This window comes from Bartonella sp. W8167 (genome assembly GCF_016100335.1).
In the GTDB taxonomy this organism is placed as follows: domain Bacteria; phylum Pseudomonadota; class Alphaproteobacteria; order Rhizobiales; family Rhizobiaceae; genus Bartonella; species Bartonella apis.
In genome coordinates, this window is sequence record NZ_JACFSQ010000002.1 from 407862 (window position 1) to 426700 (window position 18839).

An 18839-nucleotide genomic window follows, 5' to 3' on the forward strand; every position below is an offset into this window, starting at 1 on the left:
ACCTGAAATTCCGATTATTTTTTTCGTTTTGAGAAAACTTCTTTAAACAACGACACAAACCGGAAATAGTGCAGTTTCCGGTTTTTTATAAAAAGTCATGACTTTTCAAGTGAGCCGCTTTCTTTAAATCGTCTACGTCTATTTTCTTAAAAAGGAATTTTTTGTTTTTCCAGCAAGCTTTTTATCATTCTTGCGCCATTGCCCGCCTTTTCGGCTTCAATTCTGAAACGAGAATGCCGACAATGATGCAAAATGCCCCGAGAATTGCAAGATGTGGCAGGCGTTCGCCGGCAATCCAGCCGACGAGGCCTGCCCATACCGGTTCACCGGTATAGATGATTGTTGCGCGCGTTGGTGAAACCGATCGTTGCGCCCAATTCATTGTAAGCTGGATGAGAGCACTCATTGCAGCCAAACCGAATCCTGCCGACGCCCACCCCCAAGAAAATGCCGGAACGGTTTCGCCGTTAAACGGCATTGCAGCAAAGGAAAGGAAACCGGCGACAAAAAGCTGAACAACAGTAACACGCCGGCTATCAACCCGACCGGCAAAAAAGCTGATAAAGACAATTTCCGAGGCAATTGCAAAAGCCGATAAAAGTGTGAGAATTTCGCCCTTTGAAAAATCTATTGCATGAATTCCTTGCCCTGAAACCAGAAGTAAACCGATAAACGCAAAGCTTATACCGATAAAACTCGTCAAACGTGGTTTTTTACGTAAAACTATCCACTGCAAGAGCGGTACAAGTGGGACATAAACAGCCGTAATAAAAGCCGATTGGCTGCTTGCAATCGTCTTCAATCCGGCAGTTTGTAAACTATAGCCGAAAAATATCGGAATGCCGATGACTGCACCGGCGAAAATATCATGAATTCCAAGATTTTTGAGACTTTTCCGAAAAATAACGCCCGCAAAAATACCGGCAAGAATGAAGCGGAACCCGACAAAGAAGAATGGTCCGGATGAACGTATCGCCAGATGCACGATAAGAAAGGTTGTACCCCATAGAAAAGTTATGCCGATCAAAGCGAATTCTTGTCTCGTCAAGACAAAGAACGCTTTTTCTTTCTCTTCTTCCATTCAGCCTGCCCCGTTCAGGCGCCCTACAAGATTATGGAGAAAACTTTCAAGTTCCGGTGCTTCAATATCAACGAAAGTCGGAATTTCTTTATCCTCTTTGTGACCAACCAATATCGTGGTCATGCCAAGTTCCTTGCAGGTTGAAAGATTGGCAAGATTATCTTCAAACATTGCCGTTTTTTCCGGATCGATTGAAAAATGTCCTAAAAATCTGTGATAGGCTTGCCGGTAAGGCTTGGGCAAAAAATCGGTGAATGTGACATCATAAATGCCATCAAAACAGTTTTCCAATCCACGATGTGCCAAGACACGGCCAGCGTGAGCACGGTCGCCGTTTGTGAAAATGAATTTGCGGCCGGGCAAGCTTTTAATATCTTCGGCAAGCTGCGGATCTTTTTTTAATGGCGAATAATCAATATTATGAACATCTTGCAGATAATCTTTAACATCGACGAAATATTCTTCGATCAAACCACGTAAAGCGCCGCCGTAATTTTTGCGGAAATATTGCCGAAAACGTTTGACCTCTTCATCATCGTCAAGTTCGAGCTGTTTTTTGACATAGGCGCTGATACGTTTGTCAATCTGCGCCCAAAGCCCGCTTTCTCTCGGATAAAGTGTATCATCAAGATCGAATACCCAAACATTGACGGCTTCGAGCCTGGACAAAATTTCTTCGTTCATCATGGCACAATCAACGTACCTGCACCGTGTTCAGTGAAAAGTTCAAGCAACACCGAATGGGCAGTTTTACCATTCAGAATGACAACGCCTTCGACACCGCGATTGATTGCCTGAATACAAGTTTCGACCTTGGGTATCATACCACCGGATATAGTCCCGTCTTGAATAAGGTCTTCACATTGCTTGACTGTCAGCTCTTTATAGAGTTTGCCGGCGTTATCAAGGACACCGGGCACATCTGTCAAAAATAGTAAGCGTTTAGCTTTAAGAGCACCGGCAATAGCACCGGCAAAAACATCGGCATTGATGTTATAAGTATTGCCGTCCCTTCCCGGTGCAACGGGCGCGATGACCGGTATCATTTCCGACCGGGCAAGCAAATCAAGAAGTGTACGGTCAACCTCGACCGGTTCGCCAACATATCCCAAGTCGAGAATGCGCTCGATATTGGAATCGGGATCGATAATTTTTTTTCGGGCTTTTTCGGCAAAAACCATATTGCCATCCTTGCCGCAAAGACCGATTGCCCATTCGCCTTCGGCATTGATCATTGCAACAATTTCCTTGTTGATCGAACCGGCCAGAACCATTTCGACAACTTCGACAGTTTTTGAATCTGTTACACGAAGTCCGCCTTCGAACTTCGATTCAATCCCCATTTTCGAAAGAAGCTTTGCAATTTGCGGCCCACCGCCATGAACGACAATCGGATTGATGCCGGATTGTTTGAGAAGGGCAATATCACGCGCAAAGGCATGTCCGAGTTCAGGATCTCCCATGGCATGGCCGCCATATTTCACCACAACCGTTTTGTTTTCATATTTTTGCATATAGGGCAAAGCTGCAGAAAGCAGCGCAGCCTGTCTTTCGGCAACTTCGGCAGCATTGGTTGTCGGTTCATCCATTAAAATTGCCCTCCTCGGAAGTACTGCAGGATCGATACTGCCTTTTAATAACAGGAAATCTTATTGCCTAAAACTGTTAATACACAAGATAAAGTTATCGCGATCCGAGATATTTTTCTATTGATACAATTTAGCACTAGACAAGAATTTTTTACCCGCTAGATTTTGCGGCGGAGGAATTTGCAAACTGGGAGGGTTGCATAATGTCGTCTTACAAACAGATTTATGATAAGTGTTTAAAGCATCCTGAAGAATTCTGGGGTGAAGCTGCCCGTCTGATCGACTGGTTTGAACCGTATGACAAGGTGTTTGATAAAAATGCCGGAGTTTATGGGCGCTGGTTTACGGGCGGAAAGACGAACGCTTGCTACAATGCTGTTGACCGCCACGTCAAAGCGGGACGTGGTGCGCAAGTGGCTATCTATTATGATAGTCCGGTAAGCAATGGTAAAAGAGCGATTACCTATCAGGAACTTTATGAAGAAGTGCAGGCTCTTGCCGCCTTTATGCAGGATATCGGCATAAAAAAAGGTGACCGCGTTCTCATTTATATGCCAATGATTCCGCAGGTATTTACTTCGGTTTTTGCCTGTGCACGCATCGGAGCCGTGCATTCAATCGTTTTTGGGGGATTTTCTGCAAAGGAACTTGCCATCCGCATTGATGATTGCAAGCCGAAACTTATCATTGCTGCCTCTTGTGGTATCGAGCCGAACCGCATTGTTCCTTACCAGGCTATGGTCAATCAGGCTATAAAAATTGCAAAGCACGAGGTGGAACATTGCATTGTTCACGAACGGCCGATTACCCAAAAAGCCCCCGAGGGACTTTTTACTTTAAAAGAGGGGCGTGATTTTGATTACGCCAAAATACTCAAGGAAAATATCGGGCGCAAAATCCCGTGTGCAGAGCTTTCCGCCACCGACCCGCTTTATATCCTTTATACCTCAGGGACGACCGGAAAACCAAAGGGGGTTATGCGCGACATTGGCGGTTATATTGTAGCACTGGCGTGGACAATGGGGGCTGTATTCAACGTCAAGGCCGGCGAGGTTATGTTTACTGCCTCCGATGTCGGCTGGGTGGTGGGGCATTCCTATATCCTTTATGCGCCGCTCATCGTCGGTGCAACAACCGTACTTTTTGAAGGAAAACCGATCGGCACGCCGGATCCGGGGACATTTTGGCGTATATGTGAAGACTATAATGTACGCTCGTTTTTTTCTGCTCCGACCGCATTTCGTTCGATCAAACGCGAAGACCCCGACGGCAATTATGCAAAACCTTATAAATTATCCAATTTGCAAGCCATGTTTGTTGCCGGAGAACGGGCGGATCCGGATACTTTGCAATGGGTAACCAACCTTTTTCATGTACCGGTTATCGACAATTGGTGGCAAACCGAAACCGGCTGGCCGATTGCAGCCAATCCGTTAGGATTGGGTCTTTTGCCCATTAAACCCGGTTCCCCGACTCTCCCGATGCCCGGCTTTATCATCGACGTTCTTGATGATGACGGCAACAAGGTCGCGCCAGGTACATTCGGCAATTTGGCATTTCGTCTTCCTCTCCCGCCCGGTTGCTTGCCGACTTTATGGAATTCCGACGAACAATTCAAAAAAACCTATCTTGAACGCTTCCCCGGTTATTACAATTCTTCGGATGCAGGCTATGTCGATGAAGATGGTTATGTGTTTGTCATGAGCCGCACCGATGATATTATCAATGTCGCCGGTCACAGACTTTCTACCGGCGGTATGGAAGAAGCACTGGCAGGACATCAGGATATTGCCGAATGTGCGGTTATCGGCATTAAAGACAATCTGAAAGGGCAGGTTCCCTGCGGTTTTATTGTCCTCAAACATAATGTCGAACGGGAAGACGCCATCATTGAAAAGGAATGCATTGCCCGCATCCGCGAGATTATCGGGCCGGTTGCGGCATTCAAACTCGTTATGACAGTACGCAAATTGCCAAAAACCCGTTCGGGTAAAATCCTGCGCGCTGTCATACGACAAATTGTTGATGGTGAAAAATGGTCAACGCCAAGTACAATTGAAGATCCTTCAACGCTTGTGGAGATTCAGGAGATGGTAAAAACCCGCCATTTTTGACGACAAAACGTCAATTATACGGGCTTCATTAAATGAAAAAAGAGAAGGTAGTCCCAACGGTTACCTTCTCTTTAACGTCTTTGAACGGCAAACACGAGTTAGATTTTATCAGGAATTCCGGAATGGAATTTGTGTAAAAAGTTTTTAGATACGCTCACTTCGATTGAACAAAACCGATGGGCGGTTTGCCATTTCAATCCCTTATCGTCATGAGTTAAGACAAATTCCGATTATAAATGATCGGCAAATATCGACATTTGACCGAAAAAATTTTGATAGAGCAAATTTTCTGATGTTCTGGTGAACGTCATGTTGCAATCAAAACTGTTGCCCATGATTTTTAAATCACCACTGAAGATTGTCATAAGAACGGTTAAAACACGCAAATTTTTTAATCGTTCAGACTTTTATGACATGCCGGTTCAACGATTATGTGCGATAAAAAAATCGATAAAAGCACGCAGTGCCGCCCGCATTTTTTGTTGCGGGTAATAGATATAAAATCCTGGAAAAGACGGCGTCCAATCTTCCATCACTTTGATAAGCTTACCTTCCTTGATTGCGTCCTTCACGTAATTTTCGAAAACATAGGCAAGTCCGGCATTCTGAAGTACCGCATCAACCACCAATTGGTGGTTGTTGAGGATAAGTTGTTCCGGTGGCGTGACTGTATATTTTTTCCGCCCCTTTTCAAATTCCCAAACATAAGTCCGCTTTTCGTTAAACCGGTATAAAATCGCTTTATGGTTTTTTAACTCGGTAGGATGACGTGGAGCCGGTTGCGTTTCGAAATATTTTGGCGTTGCCACAAGAACACTTCGCAAATCTCCACCTATTTTTGCCGCTATCATATCCTTTTCGACTTGTTCATGGATACGGATGCCGGCATCATAACCCGATTTGACAATATCAACGAAACGATTGTCGATGACGAGATCAAGTGTAATATCCGGATAAGCTTCGCTGAACGCCCCCAAATAAGGCGCGATGACAAACTTGGCTGCCGAATAGCCGGTATTTATGCGCAACAAACCCGATATCTTGTTATGGGTTGCTTTTGCGGCATTAAAGCCATCCTCGATCACTCTTAGAGCAGAAGCGGTTTCGTGCATAAGAACTTTGCCTGCTTCGCTCAAACCAAGACTGCGCGTTGTACGGTTGAAAAGCTGGACACCCAGACTTTCTTCCAGTTTTCCAACTGCGTAAGATACCGCTGACGGCGCAATATTCAGTCTTTTAGCCGCTGTCCGGAAACTGCCTTCTTCCACCACTGTCTCAAATATGAGCAAATGGGAGAGTTGTTGCCTATCCATAAATTCCGCGCCCCTTTATTGTTCTAATTTTTAGATCATAATTAGCGAATTAAATAGTATAAACAAACAATAAATATTCCTCTAGAGTTTTAAAAAAAGGCAAACATACAAAATAAAGAGGAATTGAAGGATGAAGAAACGCAAACTCGGTGTATTGAGTGTCTCGGAAATCGGACTTGGATGCATGGGCTTTACACATGCTTATGGCGGCGATGACGAACAATCGGCGATCAAAACATTGCATCGCGCAGTCGAACTAGGTGTTACCCTTTTTGATACGGCTGAAATGTATGGCCCTTTCAACAATGAAATTCTTGTCGGCAAAGCACTGAAACCATTTCGCGATAAAGTGGTCATTGCCACAAAATTCGGTTTTAAACTCGAAAAGCAACCTGATGGTCACATTGATGCCACCGGCGTTGATGGACGGCCGGAACATGTGCGTGAAGTTGCTGAAGCCTCTCTTAAACGTTTGGGCATTGATGTAATTGATCTTCTCTATCAGCATCGGGTTGATCCGAATGTTCCGATTGAAGAAACAGTCGGTGCTATGGCCGATCTTGTTAAAGAAGGCAAAGTGCGCGCGCTTGGCCTTTCGGAAGCAAACAGCGAAACAATAAGACGCGCTTACAAGGTTCATCCGATCAGTGCACTGCAAAGTGAATACTCGCTCTGGACGCGTGATCCCGAAAAAGAAATTTTGGCAACATGCCATGAGCTCGGAATCGGCTTTGTTCCATATAGTCCTTTAGGACGCGGTTTCTTTGCTAGCGGTTTTACAACCAAAAGCTTGGGGGCCAACGATTTTCGCCGCCTGCTACCGCGTTTTCAGGACGAAGCTTTTGAAAAAAATCGGCAAATCATTACCGAAATGGAAAAAATGGCAAAAAAGAAAAATGCCACTGTTGCCCAGCTTGCATTGGCATGGGTTCTAAGCCGTGGTGATTTTATCGTGCCGATACCGGGGGCAAGAAAAATCCGCCATCTGGAAGACAATGTCGCTGCCACAGAAATTCATCTTACAAAAGATGATTGCAACCGGCTCGAAAATATTGTCAGCCCCGATAAAGTTGCCGGAAAACGTTATGATGACAGCCGGTTGAAACTGGTTGATAAATAATCAATTTTCGGTTTTTAAAAGCCGGTTAAGCGGGCTTTTTAAAATTTCATCGGTAGACGACTGAATAGAAAATGATCGAGGGTGTGAATGACCATTCAAATTATGGTATTCACACTCTCGCTTTATCAATTTGAAGACCGGTTTCATTGGTCCACTATGCTGTTCATAAAAAATGTAAATGAGCAGCACCCGTTTCCACGTTTTTTAAAAACGGGAAAAGCAAAATGTGGTGCTAAAAAAGAAATGTCTTGCGCATAACATAGGTTAACAATATGAGAGGAGATATATCTCTTCCTTATAATCTTTTCATTGATCAAGGTTATTGCCGCAACCGTCATCCATATTGATCAAAAAGTGAACGAACGCCTGGCTTATTTAGCGTGCATTTCTAATGATGGGCGACCTCGAAAACTTCATTTAAGCCGTCCGGATTTTTAATCTTTTCAAAACAATTTTTCTGGAACGACCAACGCTATCAAAAAAGATTCAGCAGTTTCCGCTTTTTTAAGCTGAACCTTTCCGGAGCATCAATATATTGACTTCGAGTTTAGCCGATTTGTTCCAATGTATAAGGCAACACATCGCGCTCATTATAATTGACCGACAGTTTATGTTTGAGAGGTGGAGCAGCCCGACTTGGGCAAGCCGTCCGCGAACAAATCCGGCATGAAATACCGATCGGCTCGTAAGCGGCGTTATTCTCGAGGTTGAGACCATCGGCATAAACAAATTGCGAAGCATTCGATATTTCGCAACCGAAAGCCAGAGCATAATGGGGATGGGGGCTGTGGTAGCCACCGTTCCGTTTTACCACCTGTACGGCCAGACAAAGATAACGCACGCCATCCGGCGTTTCGGCAAGTTGCCTTATAATATTTCCGGGGGTTTCAAAGGCCTGATGGGCGTTCCAGACGGGACAAGCCGCACCATAGCGGCCAAATTGCAATTTCACGGCGCTGTGCCGTTTGGTTATATTGCCTGCGCGGTCAATGCGGGCGAAGAAAATCGGTACCCCTTTTTCACCCGGGCGCTGCAAAGTCGAAAGCCGGTGGCAAACCTGTTCCAATGACACGCTGAAACGGGCCGCAAGCAGTTCGATATCATGACGCAACAGATTGGCGGTACGCAGAAAAGGTTTATAGGGCAAAACCAGTGCACCGGCGAAATAGTTGTAAAGCCCGATGCGGCAAATCTCGTTGGCTTCTTCCGATTTGAAAGAGGCTTTTTTGATAATTTCGTCGCAAAGTGGATCTGCTTCGAACTGTGCAAGCTGGACTGCCAGCTGGAACGTGCGTTGCTGTGGCGCAACATAGGGATTTAGCGTCAAAACGCGGCTCTTGGGATCAAATTGGCGAACCATGCCATTATCGTCTGTGCCCCAGCGTATAAGAACCTGATGGCGTTCTTCAAGTCGCTGGATAATAGCGGAATGATTGTCACTCTCACCGATACCTATCTCGGCGGCGAGTCGTTCGGCACTGCGGTCGAGATCATCGATATAATTATCGACAAAATGGAAAAAGTCCCGCACCTCTTCATATGGTAAAACTTCCGTGAGGCCGCTTGCCTGCAACCGGCCATCTGTACTTGCCAATTGTTCAGAAGCCAGTCGATAGGCCTGATGACAAGTAATAAGTGCACGCGCAAGACCCGGCGCATTTTGTGTAATAAGCCGTAATTCCTGCATGCCTGCCCGATTATTTTTAAATAACGGATCGCTCAGAGTTTCACTCAAAGCAGAGAGCAGACGGTCATCCTCTCCGGAAGAAAGACTGGAAATATCAATGTGGAATTTTTCAGCCAAAGATAGGAGAACAGCAGCCGAGACGGGCCGCTGGTTATTTTCAATCTGATTGAGATAAGAGGTAGAAATGCCGATACGCTCGGCAAAATGGGCTTGCGTCAATTGCTGGTCTTCACGCAATTTGCGCACTTTCCGCCCGATATAGAGTTTTCCGATAGCCATTTTTTTCACAATTTCGCAATTTACAATTTGCATTTTTATAACTTATGCATTCGCACACGATCAAGCTTTATTATTTTTTTGGCTGTGATAGCTTCGAATCGTGGAGGAAAAAGGCTTCGCCTTTATCGATCGGATACATGTGGGAGGAAAAGAAAAGGCTGCGGTTGGAGAAAACGCGCCTTTTCTTTTTTTTTGAACCGATATCTGTTCCTCGCACAATAGCATCATCCAGAAATGTAAGAGGATGCGTTTTAGCGGTTCTTGAAGACCGAGGGAGGAACAATGCTTGCAACTTTGCAACAATTGGAAGAACGGCGCCAGAGTGCCCGTCTTGGCGGTGGGGAGCGCCGCATAGACGCTCAACATAAAAAAGGCAAACTCACAGCGCGCGAACGCATAGAAGTTCTTCTCGATGCCGGTTCCTTTGAAGAATACGACATGTTCGTCAACCACCGTTGTACCGACTTCGGCATGGACGAACAAAAATACGCCGGCGACGGCGTGGTCACAGGCTGGGGAACAATCAACGGCCGACAGGTTTACGTTTTTTCTCAGGATTTTACCGTTCTTGGCGGTTCGCTCTCTGAAACGCATGCACAAAAAATTTGCAAAATCATGGATATGGCCGCGCGCAATGGTGCACCGATTATCGGCCTTAATGATTCCGGTGGTGCCCGCATTCAGGAAGGGGTTGCCTCGCTTGCCGGTTATGCCGAAGTTTTCCGTCGCAATGTCGAAGCTTCAGGCGTGATACCACAAATTTCCGTTATCATGGGACCTTGTGCCGGTGGCGCCGTCTATTCACCGGCAATGACCGATTTTATTTTTATGGTGCGTGACTCATCCTATATGTTTGTCACCGGTCCCGATGTTGTAAAAACTGTCACCAATGAAATTGTGACTGCCGAAGAATTGGGTGGAGCAACAACACACACCAAAAAGTCTTCTGTCGCTGACGGCGCTTTTGAAAATGATATCGAAGCATTGGAAAATATCCGGCTGCTTTTCGACTATCTGCCGTTGAACAGTAAAGAAAAGCCGCCAGTGCGGCCTTTTTACGATGATACCGAACGGCTCGATATGAAGCTTGATACGCTCATTCCGGATTCATCCACAAAGCCATATGACATGAAAGAGCTTATCTTGAGTGTTGCAGATGAGGGCTCGTTTTTCGAGATCAAAGAGAATTTTGCAAAAAATCTGATAACCGGCTTTATCCGCATTGAAGGACGCACCGTCGGCGTCGTTGCAAACCAGCCAATGGTGCTTGCAGGGTGTCTTGATATTGACACTGCCCGCAAAGGCGCTCGCTTTGTACGCTTTTGTGACGCTTTCAATATTCCTATCCTGACACTCGTCGATGTTCCCGGATTCCTGCCCGGTACTTCGCAGGAATATAACGGCGTTATTATTCACGGCTCGAAATTGCTCTTCGCCTATAGCGAGGCAACGGTTCCGATGGTGACGGTCATTACCCGGAAAGCCTATGGCGGCGCCTATGATGTGATGGCATCAAAACACATTGGCGCCGATATCAACTATGCATGGCCAACGGCAGAAATTGCCGTCATGGGAGCAAAAGGGGCCACTGAAATTCTCCACCGGTCGCATCTTGATGACAAAGAAGAGATTGCCCGCCTGACGCAAGAATATGAAAAACGTTTTGCCAATCCTTTTATTGCTGCCGAGCGTGGTTTTATTGACGAAGTGATCATGCCTCATTCCACTCGCAAAAGAGTGGCGCGGGCATTTGCCGCCCTTCGCAATAAAAAAGTCGAAAATCGTGATCGCAAACATGACACTATCCCGCTCTGAGGCTTCAAATGATTAAAAAAATTCTGATTGCCAATCGTGGCGAAATCGCTTGTCGCGTTATTCGTACAGCAAAACAAATGGGCATCAAAACGGTTGCTGTCTATTCGGATGCCGATGCCAATGCTCTTCATGTACGCCAAGCCGATGAGGCTATCCATATTGGCGCCTCGCCTTCATCCCAATCCTATCTCGACATCGAAAAAATCGTTGCTGCAGTCAAACAGAGCAATGCCGATGCGGTCCATCCGGGCTACGGCTTTTTGTCGGAAAATCCTGCTTTTGCCGATCGTCTGGAACAGGAAGGGATTATATTGATCGGGCCACCGGCAAATGCCATGCGCGCTATGGGGGACAAGATTACTTCCAAAAAATTGGCCGCCGAAGCCGGCGTTTCAACTGTTCCCGGTCATATGGGGCTGATTGATAACGCAGATCATGCTGTAAAAATCGCGCGTGAAATCGGCTATCCGGTCATGATCAAAGCCTCTGCCGGTGGCGGTGGCAAAGGCATGCGCATCGCATGGAATGACGAAGAAGCAAAAGAAGGATTTCAAGCGTCGAAGAATGAAGCAAAATCATCCTTCGGAGACGACCGCATTTTTATCGAAAAATTTGTGAGTGAACCGCGCCATATCGAAATCCAGATCATGGGCGACAAGCATGGTGACATTATCTATCTCAATGAAAGAGAATGTTCCATCCAGCGGCGCAACCAGAAGGTGATTGAAGAAGCTCCTTCACCTTTCCTTGATGGAAAAACCCGCAAAGCCATGGGAGAACAAGCAGTTGCGCTCGCCCGTGCCGTCAATTATCACTCCGCCGGTACGGTGGAATTTATTGTTGATGGCAAACGGAATTTCTATTTTCTGGAAATGAACACCCGCTTGCAGGTTGAACATCCGGTTACCGAAATGATTACCGGACTTGATCTTGTCGAACTGATGATCCGTATTGCTGACGGTGAAGCTTTGCCGCTTTCTCAAAATGATGTCAAACGGAATGGCTGGGCGTTGGAATGCCGGCTCTATGCCGAGGATCCTTATCGGAATTTCCTCCCCTCGACCGGAAGACTGACCCGTTATAATCCCCCTGTTGCAACCGGTGACAATGATGAAGTGAGAATCCGTAACGATGGCGGCGTTTATGAAGGGGGAGAAATCTCGATCTATTATGACCCGATGATTTCGAAACTCATTACATGGGGGAAAAATCGCCAAACGGCAATTCAAACCATGCAAGAAGCTTTGGACAGTTTCGAACTTGAAGGCATCGGAAACAATTTGCCATTTCTTTCGGCTGTCATGCGGCAAAAACGCTTTCAGGAAGGCAAATTAACCACCGCCTATATTGCGGAAGAATTTCCGGATGGCTTTCATGGCGTTTTGCCAACTCCGGATGAAGCACGTTCCTTTGCCGCTATTGCCGCATTTATCAATTGGAAATTGCAAGAACGGGCGTCGATGATTTCCGGCACGCTCGACAACCACCGGCGTATTGTAAAAAATCAATGGGTGGTGTCGATTTTCGACCAGTCTTTTCCTTTGGTTATTGACGTTGATAAAGCCGGAGCCAACTTGGAATTTGCCGATGGGGAACAGATTTCCCTTGAAAGCCATTGGCTACCCGGCATGACCATTTGCCAATTTTCTGTTTCGGACCTGTCGAACATGGTTGTGAAGGTCGATGTCAAAGGAACAGCCATAAGGTTGCGCCATGGTGGCATTGACGCAATTGCCCATGTCAGGGAACCCAATATTGCTGCCCTTTCAGCACTCATGCCAAAAAAATTGCCCCCCGATACATCCAAAATGTTGTTATGCCCGATGCCCGGCGTCATTACCGCGGTTTTTGTCAAAAAAGGCGATGAAGTCGAAATCGGCCAACCTCTTGCGATCGTTGAAGCGATGAAAATGGAAAATATGCTGAGGTCGGAAAAGAAAAGCAAAATTGGCGAGATTTCGGTGAAAGTCGGACAAAGTCTCGGTGTTGACGAAACCATCATGGAGTTCGAATAGACATGGCCGACAAAGGAGATATAAGCGAGTGGAAAAAACTTGCCGAAAAGGAGCTTAAGGCTTCTCCCGACACACTTGTCTGGCATACAGACGAGGGCATTGATGTCAAACCACTTTATACTAAAGACGATCTCGCTCACGACGATCTTTTGGACACATTACCGGGGCTAGACCCGTTTTTGCGTGGCCCCAGAGCGACAATGTACACCGGAAGGCCGTGGACAATCCGCCAATATGCCGGTTTCTCTACTGCCGAAGAATCGAATATCTTTTATAAAAAAGCCCTTGCGAGCGGGCAAAAAGGCCTTTCGGTCGCTTTTGATCTTGCCACTCACCGCGGATATGACTCCGATCATCCGCGCGTTGTGGGAGACGTAGGAAAAGCCGGTGTTGCGATTGATTCAGTCGAAGATATGAAAATTCTCTTTGACGGTATTCCGCTTGGTAAAATGTCTGTTTCGATGACGATGAATGGCGCTGTCATACCCATTCTTGCGAATTTTATTGTTGCTGGCGAAGAACAGGGCGTTGCAAGACGCGATCTTTCAGGAACAATCCAGAACGATATCCTCAAAGAATTTATGGTACGCAATACCTATATCTATCCGCCCGAAGCATCTATGCGCATCATTGCCGATATTATCGAATATACCGCCAATGAAATGCCCCGCTTCAATTCAATTTCCATTTCCGGCTATCATATGCAGGAAGCGGGAGCCACACTTGTACAGGAACTGGCCTTCACACTTGCAGACGGGCGGGAATATGTGCGTGCAGCCCTTAAAAAAGGGCTTGATGTTGACCAATTTGCCGGCCGACTTTCATTTTTCTTTGCCATCGGCATGAATTTTTTCATGGAAGCGGCAAAATTACGTGCAGCACGTTTTTTATGGTCGCGCATTATGCACGAATTTTCACCTAAAAAAGCATCTTCCCTGATGCTGCGCACGCATTGTCAAACGTCCGGTGTTTCCCTGCAGGAACAGGACCCGTATAACAATATTGTGCGCACCGCTTACGAAGCATTGGCGGCTGTGTTGGGTGGAACACAATCGCTTCATACCAATTCTTTTGACGAGGCGATTGCATTGCCCACCGAATTTTCGGCACGCATTGCCCGCAATACGCAGCTGATTTTGCAAAATGAAATGGGCCTTACCAAGGTCGTCGACCCGCTCGCCGGCTCCTATTATGTCGAAACGCTCACCAAAGAACTCGTCGACAAAGCATCCGCTCTTATTGACAAGATAGAAGCCATGGGCGGCATGACTAAAGCAGTGATTGACGGCTTGCCGAAACACCTCATCGAAGAAGCGGCAACTGCCCGTCAGGCGGCGGTTGACAAGGGGGAAGAGATTATCGTCGGGGTTAATAAATTCCGCTCCGATGAAGAAAAGAAAATCGATATTCTTGAAATTGACAATACAAAGGTCCGCGCCCAACAAATTGCCCGACTGGAAAAGATCAAAAAAACCCGCAATAGTCGGAAAGTCGCCAAAACATTGGGGAATTTAGAAAATATTGCCGGAAGCGGAAACGGCAACCTGCTTGAAGCCGCGGTGGAAGCCGCAAGGGCGCGCGCAACTGTCGGTGAAATATCGGACACAATGCGCAAAGTTTTCGGCGACCATTCGGCCAAGCCCGTTGTGGTCAAAAACATCTATGGAACAGCATTTGCGAGCGAGCCTGAATATAAAACCTTAAAACAGCGGCTTAGCGATATAACCAATACAACAGACCAACGCCCGCGCATCATGATTGCCAAACTCGGACAGGACGGTCACGATCGCGGAGCAAAAGTCATTGCTTCGGCATTCGGCGATATGGGATTCGAAATCATTGCCGGACCACTGTTCCAGACACCGGAAGAAGCAGCCGAAATGGCTATTGAAAACAAGGTTCAACTCATCGGTGTTTCTTCGTTGGCAGCCGGCCATAAAACCCTGTTGCCGCAGCTTGTCAAAGCATTGCAAAACCACAATTCCAATATTATCGTGGTGTGTGGCGGCGTTGTCCCCCGACAGGATTACGAATTTTTGAAAGAAAACGGTGTTGCTGCTGTTTTTGGCCCCGGAACCAATGTGGTCGAAGCAGCCAGCAAAATCCTTGATCTTTTACAAGGGAAATTACGTAATATCTGATGAGACCAGTTTATATTTCTTTGCTCAATAGGGAGTTTTTCCAGTGTACCACTTTGGCCGACTGAACCATGTCGCAATCGCCGTACCGGATATCGAACAGGCTGCCGAACTTTATCGTTCTGTGAACAATGATGTTTCTCCTATTCAGGACCTGCCTGAACATGGCGTCAGAATTGTTTTCGTTGAACTGCCCAATACAAAACTCGAACTGATGAGCCCATTGGGAAATAATTCACCAATCGCAAAATTTCTTGAAAAAAATCCGAAAGGTGGCCTCCACCACATCTGTTTTGAAGTTGATGATATTCTAAAAATGCGCGACCAGCTTGTTGCAGAAGGCATTCGAATTCTTGGTGACGGAAATCCTAAAACCGGTGCACATGGGAAACCCGTTCTATTCATCCATCCAAAAGACTTTGATGGAACATTGGTAGAGCTGGAAGAAGTTTAAGGCCAAAAACGCTGGCAAAACCATCGCGTTAGGCTTTCTGCCGCAAAAATCTTTCAGTATTATTTGAAGAAAATCAAAAAGCTTGTTCTATAACTCTATGACTTTTTTCACATGCCCCCTTCATGAAAAAGGGTGAGTGTGAAAAAGGGGAAGCGAGCTTTTCAAAAATTATAAATGTGGCACCAGCCGAATTCAGTTTTGCATGAAAATCCTTAAAAAGTGAAAACAGCAGCCACGTCCTGTTCATCGTTTTCATTTCTCAAGAGAAGAGAGCAGCACACATGAAGTCTTGAAACTTTCTAACACATGAAAGATGCTGACTATCGAAAAGGCGGGATAGCTAAACCCTCGGAGAAAACGACTTGAACGGAGAGATCAAGCATTCCCTCACTTTATCTCATTCAATTCCATAAACTGGCAACGCAATAAAGCGGATATTTGACTAATAATATAAAGGCAAACTTGGCGCGGTTACGTCTTTCACAGACTGTTTTTGAATATAAAAATTGTTCTTTATGAATTCAAAAGCAATTTCTATAGAAGTGATATTTTCTTTTTAACTTTGGATAGAAACCAATCACAGCAAGAAACGGGATGGAATTTCTCACGCAAGTTCGCTGATAATATAGTTTAAAACCACGCGGCCTTTTCTGGTCGCACGGATGCGGCTGTTTCCCACCATTTCTACAAGGCCTTGTTGTTGAAGATCGGCAACTTTACTCTGGTTCAATCCGCGATTCGCCAGTTTTTCATAACGGGCGAGATCAAGCCCCTCGGTGAGGCGCAGGCCCATCAAGACCATTTCTTCTGCCTGTTCACTTTTTGTCAAATGTTCTTCTTCAACAATACCGTGACCTTGTTTTTCAACGAGCTCCAACCAGCGCTCGGGAATTTTTTCGGTAATCGTTACCAATCGCCTATCCGGAAAATCATTTGAAACGGGAAGAAACCTGCCATGCGCCCCCGGACCAATGCCGACATATTGCTGGTAGCGCCAGTAAATGAGATTATGTTGTGACTGCGCATTGGCGGCCGCATGATTGGATATTTCATAAGCCGGAAGCCCGTGACTTTCGGTTATTTCCTGAGTGAGATCATAAAGATCGGCACTCAACTCCGCCTCCGGCAATTTAAGTTTTCCGGCTTTATAGAGCCTGTCAAAACCCGTGCCCTCCTCAATGGTCAATTGATAAAGCGAAAGATGGTCGGCTGCGAGATCAATTGCTTCTTCCAGCTCATGTTTCCATGATTTCAATGTCTGGTTGGGACGCGCATAAATGAGGTCAAAGGAAAGCCGCGGGAAAATCTCGCGTGCAAGACCAATAGCAAAACGTGCCTGTTCTACATTATGAATGCGCCCCAAGCGCTTTAATTCTTCATCGTTTAACGATTGGACACCCAAAGAAAGCCGGTTGACGCCGGCTGAACGGTAACCATGAAAACGCTCGGCCTCGACGCTTGAAGGATTGGCTTCCATTGTAATTTCGGCATTGTCCACAATCGGCCAATAGCGATCAATACTTTTCAACAGTGATTCGACTGTTTTCGGCGACATCAGCGATGGCGTACCACCGCCGATAAAAACAGTTGTCGCCTTATGGGCTCCTGTCCATTCACGCACTGTTGCCATCTCTCTTGCAAAAGCTTTGGCAAAACGGTCTTCATCCACACCTTTTAACCGGACATAGGAATTGAAGTCGCAATAAGGACATTTGGCGGCACAAAATGGCCAATGGACGTAAATACCGAAAGGCTCGTCCATCAGTTTTCCAGTAACGCTTCGGCAAATTGTTTGAAAGCCCGCGCGCGGTGGGACAAAGCATGTTTGTCACCCGGCTTCCAACCATGTTTTTCTTCAGCCGTCATTTCGCCGAATGTTTTGTCATAGCCTTCCGGCTGGAATATAGGATCGAAACCGAAACCCTTTTTGCCGCGCGGCGGCCAGACCAAAGTCCCTTCGATTTCGCCACGAAAATATTCCGCATGTCCATCAGGCCAGGCAAGGCAAAGCACCGAGACAAAACGGCCATGCCGTTTATCAGGCGTTGTTGCACCCTTCTTTTCCAATGCATCTTCAACTTTTTTCATTGCTTTGTCGAAATCGCGGTGGCCATCAGATTGAATAGCCCAATCGGCAGTATAAACGCCGGGTGCCTTGTCAAGAGCATCTGCCTCCAGTCCTGAATCGTCCGACAAGGCCGGCAGCCCTGTCGACTTGGCAGCAAAAAAAGCCTTGATATAGGCGTTTTCTTCAAATTTCGTGCCGGTTTCTTCCGGTTCTTCCAATCCCAATTCGCCCGCCGATGTGGTTTCAAACCCGAACGGGCCAATAAGATCGGCTATTTCCCTGAGTTTGCCGGAATTATGGGTTGCAACAACCAGTTTTTTCCCTTCAAGCTTTCTCATCGATAATCACCTTTCAGGAAGCTATCACTTTCTTCTGCAATTCAATCAAATCGTGAATGCCGCCTTTAGCGAGTGACATCAAAGTTGAAAATTGCTCTTCACTGAACGGATCACCTTCTGCTGTTCCCTGTATTTCAACAATTCCGCCTTTGCCGGTCATCACGAAATTGGCATCGGTTTCGGCATTGGAATCTTCTGCATAATCAAGATCAAGCACCGGTGTTCCCTGATAAATGCCGCAGGAAATTGCCGCAACATGGTCTTTCAGCACTTTATTGCGCAAGACCATCTGGCGCGTTTCCATAAAGCCCAGACAATCATAAAGGGCAACCCATGCTCCGGTAATCGATGCCGTGCGGGTTCCGCCATCTGCCTGAATGACATCACAGTCAATGGTAATCTGCATTTCGCCCAACGCTTTCAAATCAACAACCGCGCGCAGTGAACGGCCGATCAAACGCTGGATTTCCATGGTGCGCCCACCTTGTTTGCCGGAAGCAGCCTCGCGCCGCATTCTTTCACCGGTTGAACGGGGCAACATACCATATTCGGCTGTAACCCAACCTTTACCGGAATTGCGCATCCAGTTGGGGACACGTTCTTCAAGGCTTGCGGTACATAAAACATGGGTATCACCGAACTTGACCAGACATGACCCTTCGGCATGTTTGTTCACATGACGTTCAAATGAAACGGCGCGCATCTCGTTGCTGGCACGATTGGACGGACGCATAAATTTTCCTTTCCGTGAAGTATTGTTTCAAGCATCTTTAGACCATTTGACCCGTCTTTGGCAAAACTTATATAGAAGGAAAGAAATGCGATCAT

At 46.4% G+C, this 18839-nt stretch carries 14 protein-coding genes; 6 read left to right on the forward strand and 8 right to left on the reverse strand.

Annotated features, from left to right (window positions below; all coding sequences use genetic code 11):
* Positions 1–184: 184 nt before the first annotated feature.
* The 3 genes from H3V12_RS08440 to argB are packed head-to-tail and all read right to left on the reverse strand — an operon-like array spanning position 185 to position 2670.
* Positions 185–1081 (reverse strand): DMT family transporter, encoded by an 897-nt coding sequence (locus H3V12_RS08440; protein WP_198214311.1) that lies wholly within the window; start codon positions 1079–1081, stop codon positions 185–187.
* The gene (locus H3V12_RS08445; protein WP_198214312.1) at positions 1082–1768 is read right to left on the reverse strand and encodes a pyrimidine 5'-nucleotidase; all 687 of its coding nucleotides are present in this window, start codon (positions 1766–1768) and stop codon (positions 1082–1084) included.
* Complete coding sequence (argB, locus tag H3V12_RS08450; RefSeq protein WP_075869546.1) at positions 1765–2670, reverse strand: acetylglutamate kinase; 906 nt, start codon at positions 2668–2670, stop codon at positions 1765–1767. The genes H3V12_RS08445 and argB overlap by 4 nt, the downstream gene beginning before the upstream one ends.
* A gap of 203 nt (positions 2671–2873) precedes the next feature.
* Here argB and H3V12_RS08455 point away from each other — a divergent pair, with 203 nt between their 5' ends.
* Positions 2874–4784, forward strand: coding sequence for an AMP-binding protein (locus tag H3V12_RS08455; protein ID WP_198214313.1), 1911 nt, complete (start codon positions 2874–2876; stop codon positions 4782–4784).
* 422 nt (positions 4785–5206) lie between these two features.
* Here H3V12_RS08455 and H3V12_RS08460 read toward each other — a convergent pair whose 3' ends face one another.
* Positions 5207–6097, reverse strand: coding sequence for a LysR family transcriptional regulator (locus H3V12_RS08460; protein WP_198214314.1), 891 nt, complete (start codon positions 6095–6097; stop codon positions 5207–5209).
* A 130-nt stretch (positions 6098–6227) separates the two neighbouring features.
* Between H3V12_RS08460 and H3V12_RS08465 the strand changes: the two genes are divergently transcribed.
* Positions 6228–7217, forward strand: a complete 990-nt coding sequence (locus tag H3V12_RS08465; protein ID WP_198214315.1) for an aldo/keto reductase — start codon at positions 6228–6230, stop codon at positions 7215–7217.
* A 547-nt stretch (positions 7218–7764) separates the two neighbouring features.
* On the opposite strand, the gene H3V12_RS08470 is transcribed toward H3V12_RS08465, so the two are convergent.
* Complete coding sequence (locus tag H3V12_RS08470) at positions 7765–9183, reverse strand: helix-turn-helix transcriptional regulator (RefSeq protein ID WP_198214316.1); 1419 nt, start codon at positions 9181–9183, stop codon at positions 7765–7767.
* A gap of 282 nt (positions 9184–9465) precedes the next feature.
* On the opposite strand from H3V12_RS08470, the gene H3V12_RS08475 reads away from it, so the two are divergent.
* The 4 genes from H3V12_RS08475 to mce are packed head-to-tail and all read left to right on the forward strand — an operon-like array spanning position 9466 to position 15605.
* Complete coding sequence (locus tag H3V12_RS08475; protein WP_198214317.1) at positions 9466–10998, forward strand: acyl-CoA carboxylase subunit beta; 1533 nt, start codon at positions 9466–9468, stop codon at positions 10996–10998.
* A gap of 8 nt (positions 10999–11006) precedes the next feature.
* Positions 11007–13013 (forward strand): acetyl/propionyl/methylcrotonyl-CoA carboxylase subunit alpha, encoded by a 2007-nt coding sequence (locus tag H3V12_RS08480; RefSeq protein ID WP_198214318.1) that lies wholly within the window; start codon positions 11007–11009, stop codon positions 13011–13013.
* A gap of 2 nt (positions 13014–13015) precedes the next feature.
* Complete coding sequence (gene scpA, locus H3V12_RS08485; protein ID WP_198214319.1) at positions 13016–15154, forward strand: methylmalonyl-CoA mutase; 2139 nt, start codon at positions 13016–13018, stop codon at positions 15152–15154.
* Between the two features lie 43 nt (positions 15155–15197).
* Positions 15198–15605, forward strand: a complete 408-nt coding sequence (gene mce / locus H3V12_RS08490; protein ID WP_198214320.1) for a methylmalonyl-CoA epimerase — start codon at positions 15198–15200, stop codon at positions 15603–15605.
* Positions 15606–16209: 604 nt separating this feature from the next.
* On the opposite strand, the gene hemW is transcribed toward mce, so the two are convergent.
* The 3 genes from hemW to rph are packed head-to-tail and all read right to left on the reverse strand — an operon-like array spanning position 16210 to position 18744.
* The gene (gene hemW / locus H3V12_RS08495; RefSeq protein WP_198214321.1) at positions 16210–17367 is read right to left on the reverse strand and encodes a radical SAM family heme chaperone HemW; all 1158 of its coding nucleotides are present in this window, start codon (positions 17365–17367) and stop codon (positions 16210–16212) included.
* Entirely contained in the window at positions 17367–18011 is a 645-nt protein-coding gene (gene rdgB, locus H3V12_RS08500; protein WP_198214322.1) for an RdgB/HAM1 family non-canonical purine NTP pyrophosphatase, read from the reverse strand. The genes hemW and rdgB overlap by 1 nt, the downstream gene beginning before the upstream one ends.
* Before the next feature lie 13 nt (positions 18012–18024).
* Positions 18025–18744 (reverse strand): ribonuclease PH, encoded by a 720-nt coding sequence (gene rph / locus H3V12_RS08505; protein WP_198214323.1) that lies wholly within the window; start codon positions 18742–18744, stop codon positions 18025–18027.
* Positions 18745–18839 lie beyond the last annotated feature (95 nt).

Bases quoted from the DNA above. Each gene is read 5' to 3' on its own strand.
- H3V12_RS08440 (WP_198214311.1), bottom strand. From the start codon at position 1,081: ATGGAAGAAGAGAAAGAAAAAGCGTTCTTTGTCTTGACGAGACAAGAA.
- H3V12_RS08445 (WP_198214312.1), bottom strand. From the start codon at position 1,768: ATGATGAACGAAGAAATTTTGTCCAGGCTCGAAGCCGTCAATGTTTGG.
- argB (WP_075869546.1), bottom strand. From the start codon at position 2,670: ATGGATGAACCGACAACCAATGCTGCCGAAGTTGCCGAAAGACAGGCT.
- H3V12_RS08455 (WP_198214313.1), top strand. From the start codon at position 2,874: ATGTCGTCTTACAAACAGATTTATGATAAGTGTTTAAAGCATCCTGAA.
- H3V12_RS08460 (WP_198214314.1), bottom strand. From the start codon at position 6,097: ATGGATAGGCAACAACTCTCCCATTTGCTCATATTTGAGACAGTGGTG.
- H3V12_RS08465 (WP_198214315.1), top strand. From the start codon at position 6,228: ATGAAGAAACGCAAACTCGGTGTATTGAGTGTCTCGGAAATCGGACTT.
- H3V12_RS08470 (WP_198214316.1), bottom strand. From the start codon at position 9,183: ATGGCTATCGGAAAACTCTATATCGGGCGGAAAGTGCGCAAATTGCGT.
- H3V12_RS08475 (WP_198214317.1), top strand. From the start codon at position 9,466: ATGCTTGCAACTTTGCAACAATTGGAAGAACGGCGCCAGAGTGCCCGT.
- H3V12_RS08480 (WP_198214318.1), top strand. From the start codon at position 11,007: ATGATTAAAAAAATTCTGATTGCCAATCGTGGCGAAATCGCTTGTCGC.
- scpA (WP_198214319.1), top strand. From the start codon at position 13,016: ATGGCCGACAAAGGAGATATAAGCGAGTGGAAAAAACTTGCCGAAAAG.
- hemW (WP_198214321.1), bottom strand. From the start codon at position 17,367: ATGGACGAGCCTTTCGGTATTTACGTCCATTGGCCATTTTGTGCCGCC.
- rdgB (WP_198214322.1), bottom strand. From the start codon at position 18,011: ATGAGAAAGCTTGAAGGGAAAAAACTGGTTGTTGCAACCCATAATTCC.
- rph (WP_198214323.1), bottom strand. From the start codon at position 18,744: ATGCGTCCGTCCAATCGTGCCAGCAACGAGATGCGCGCCGTTTCATTT.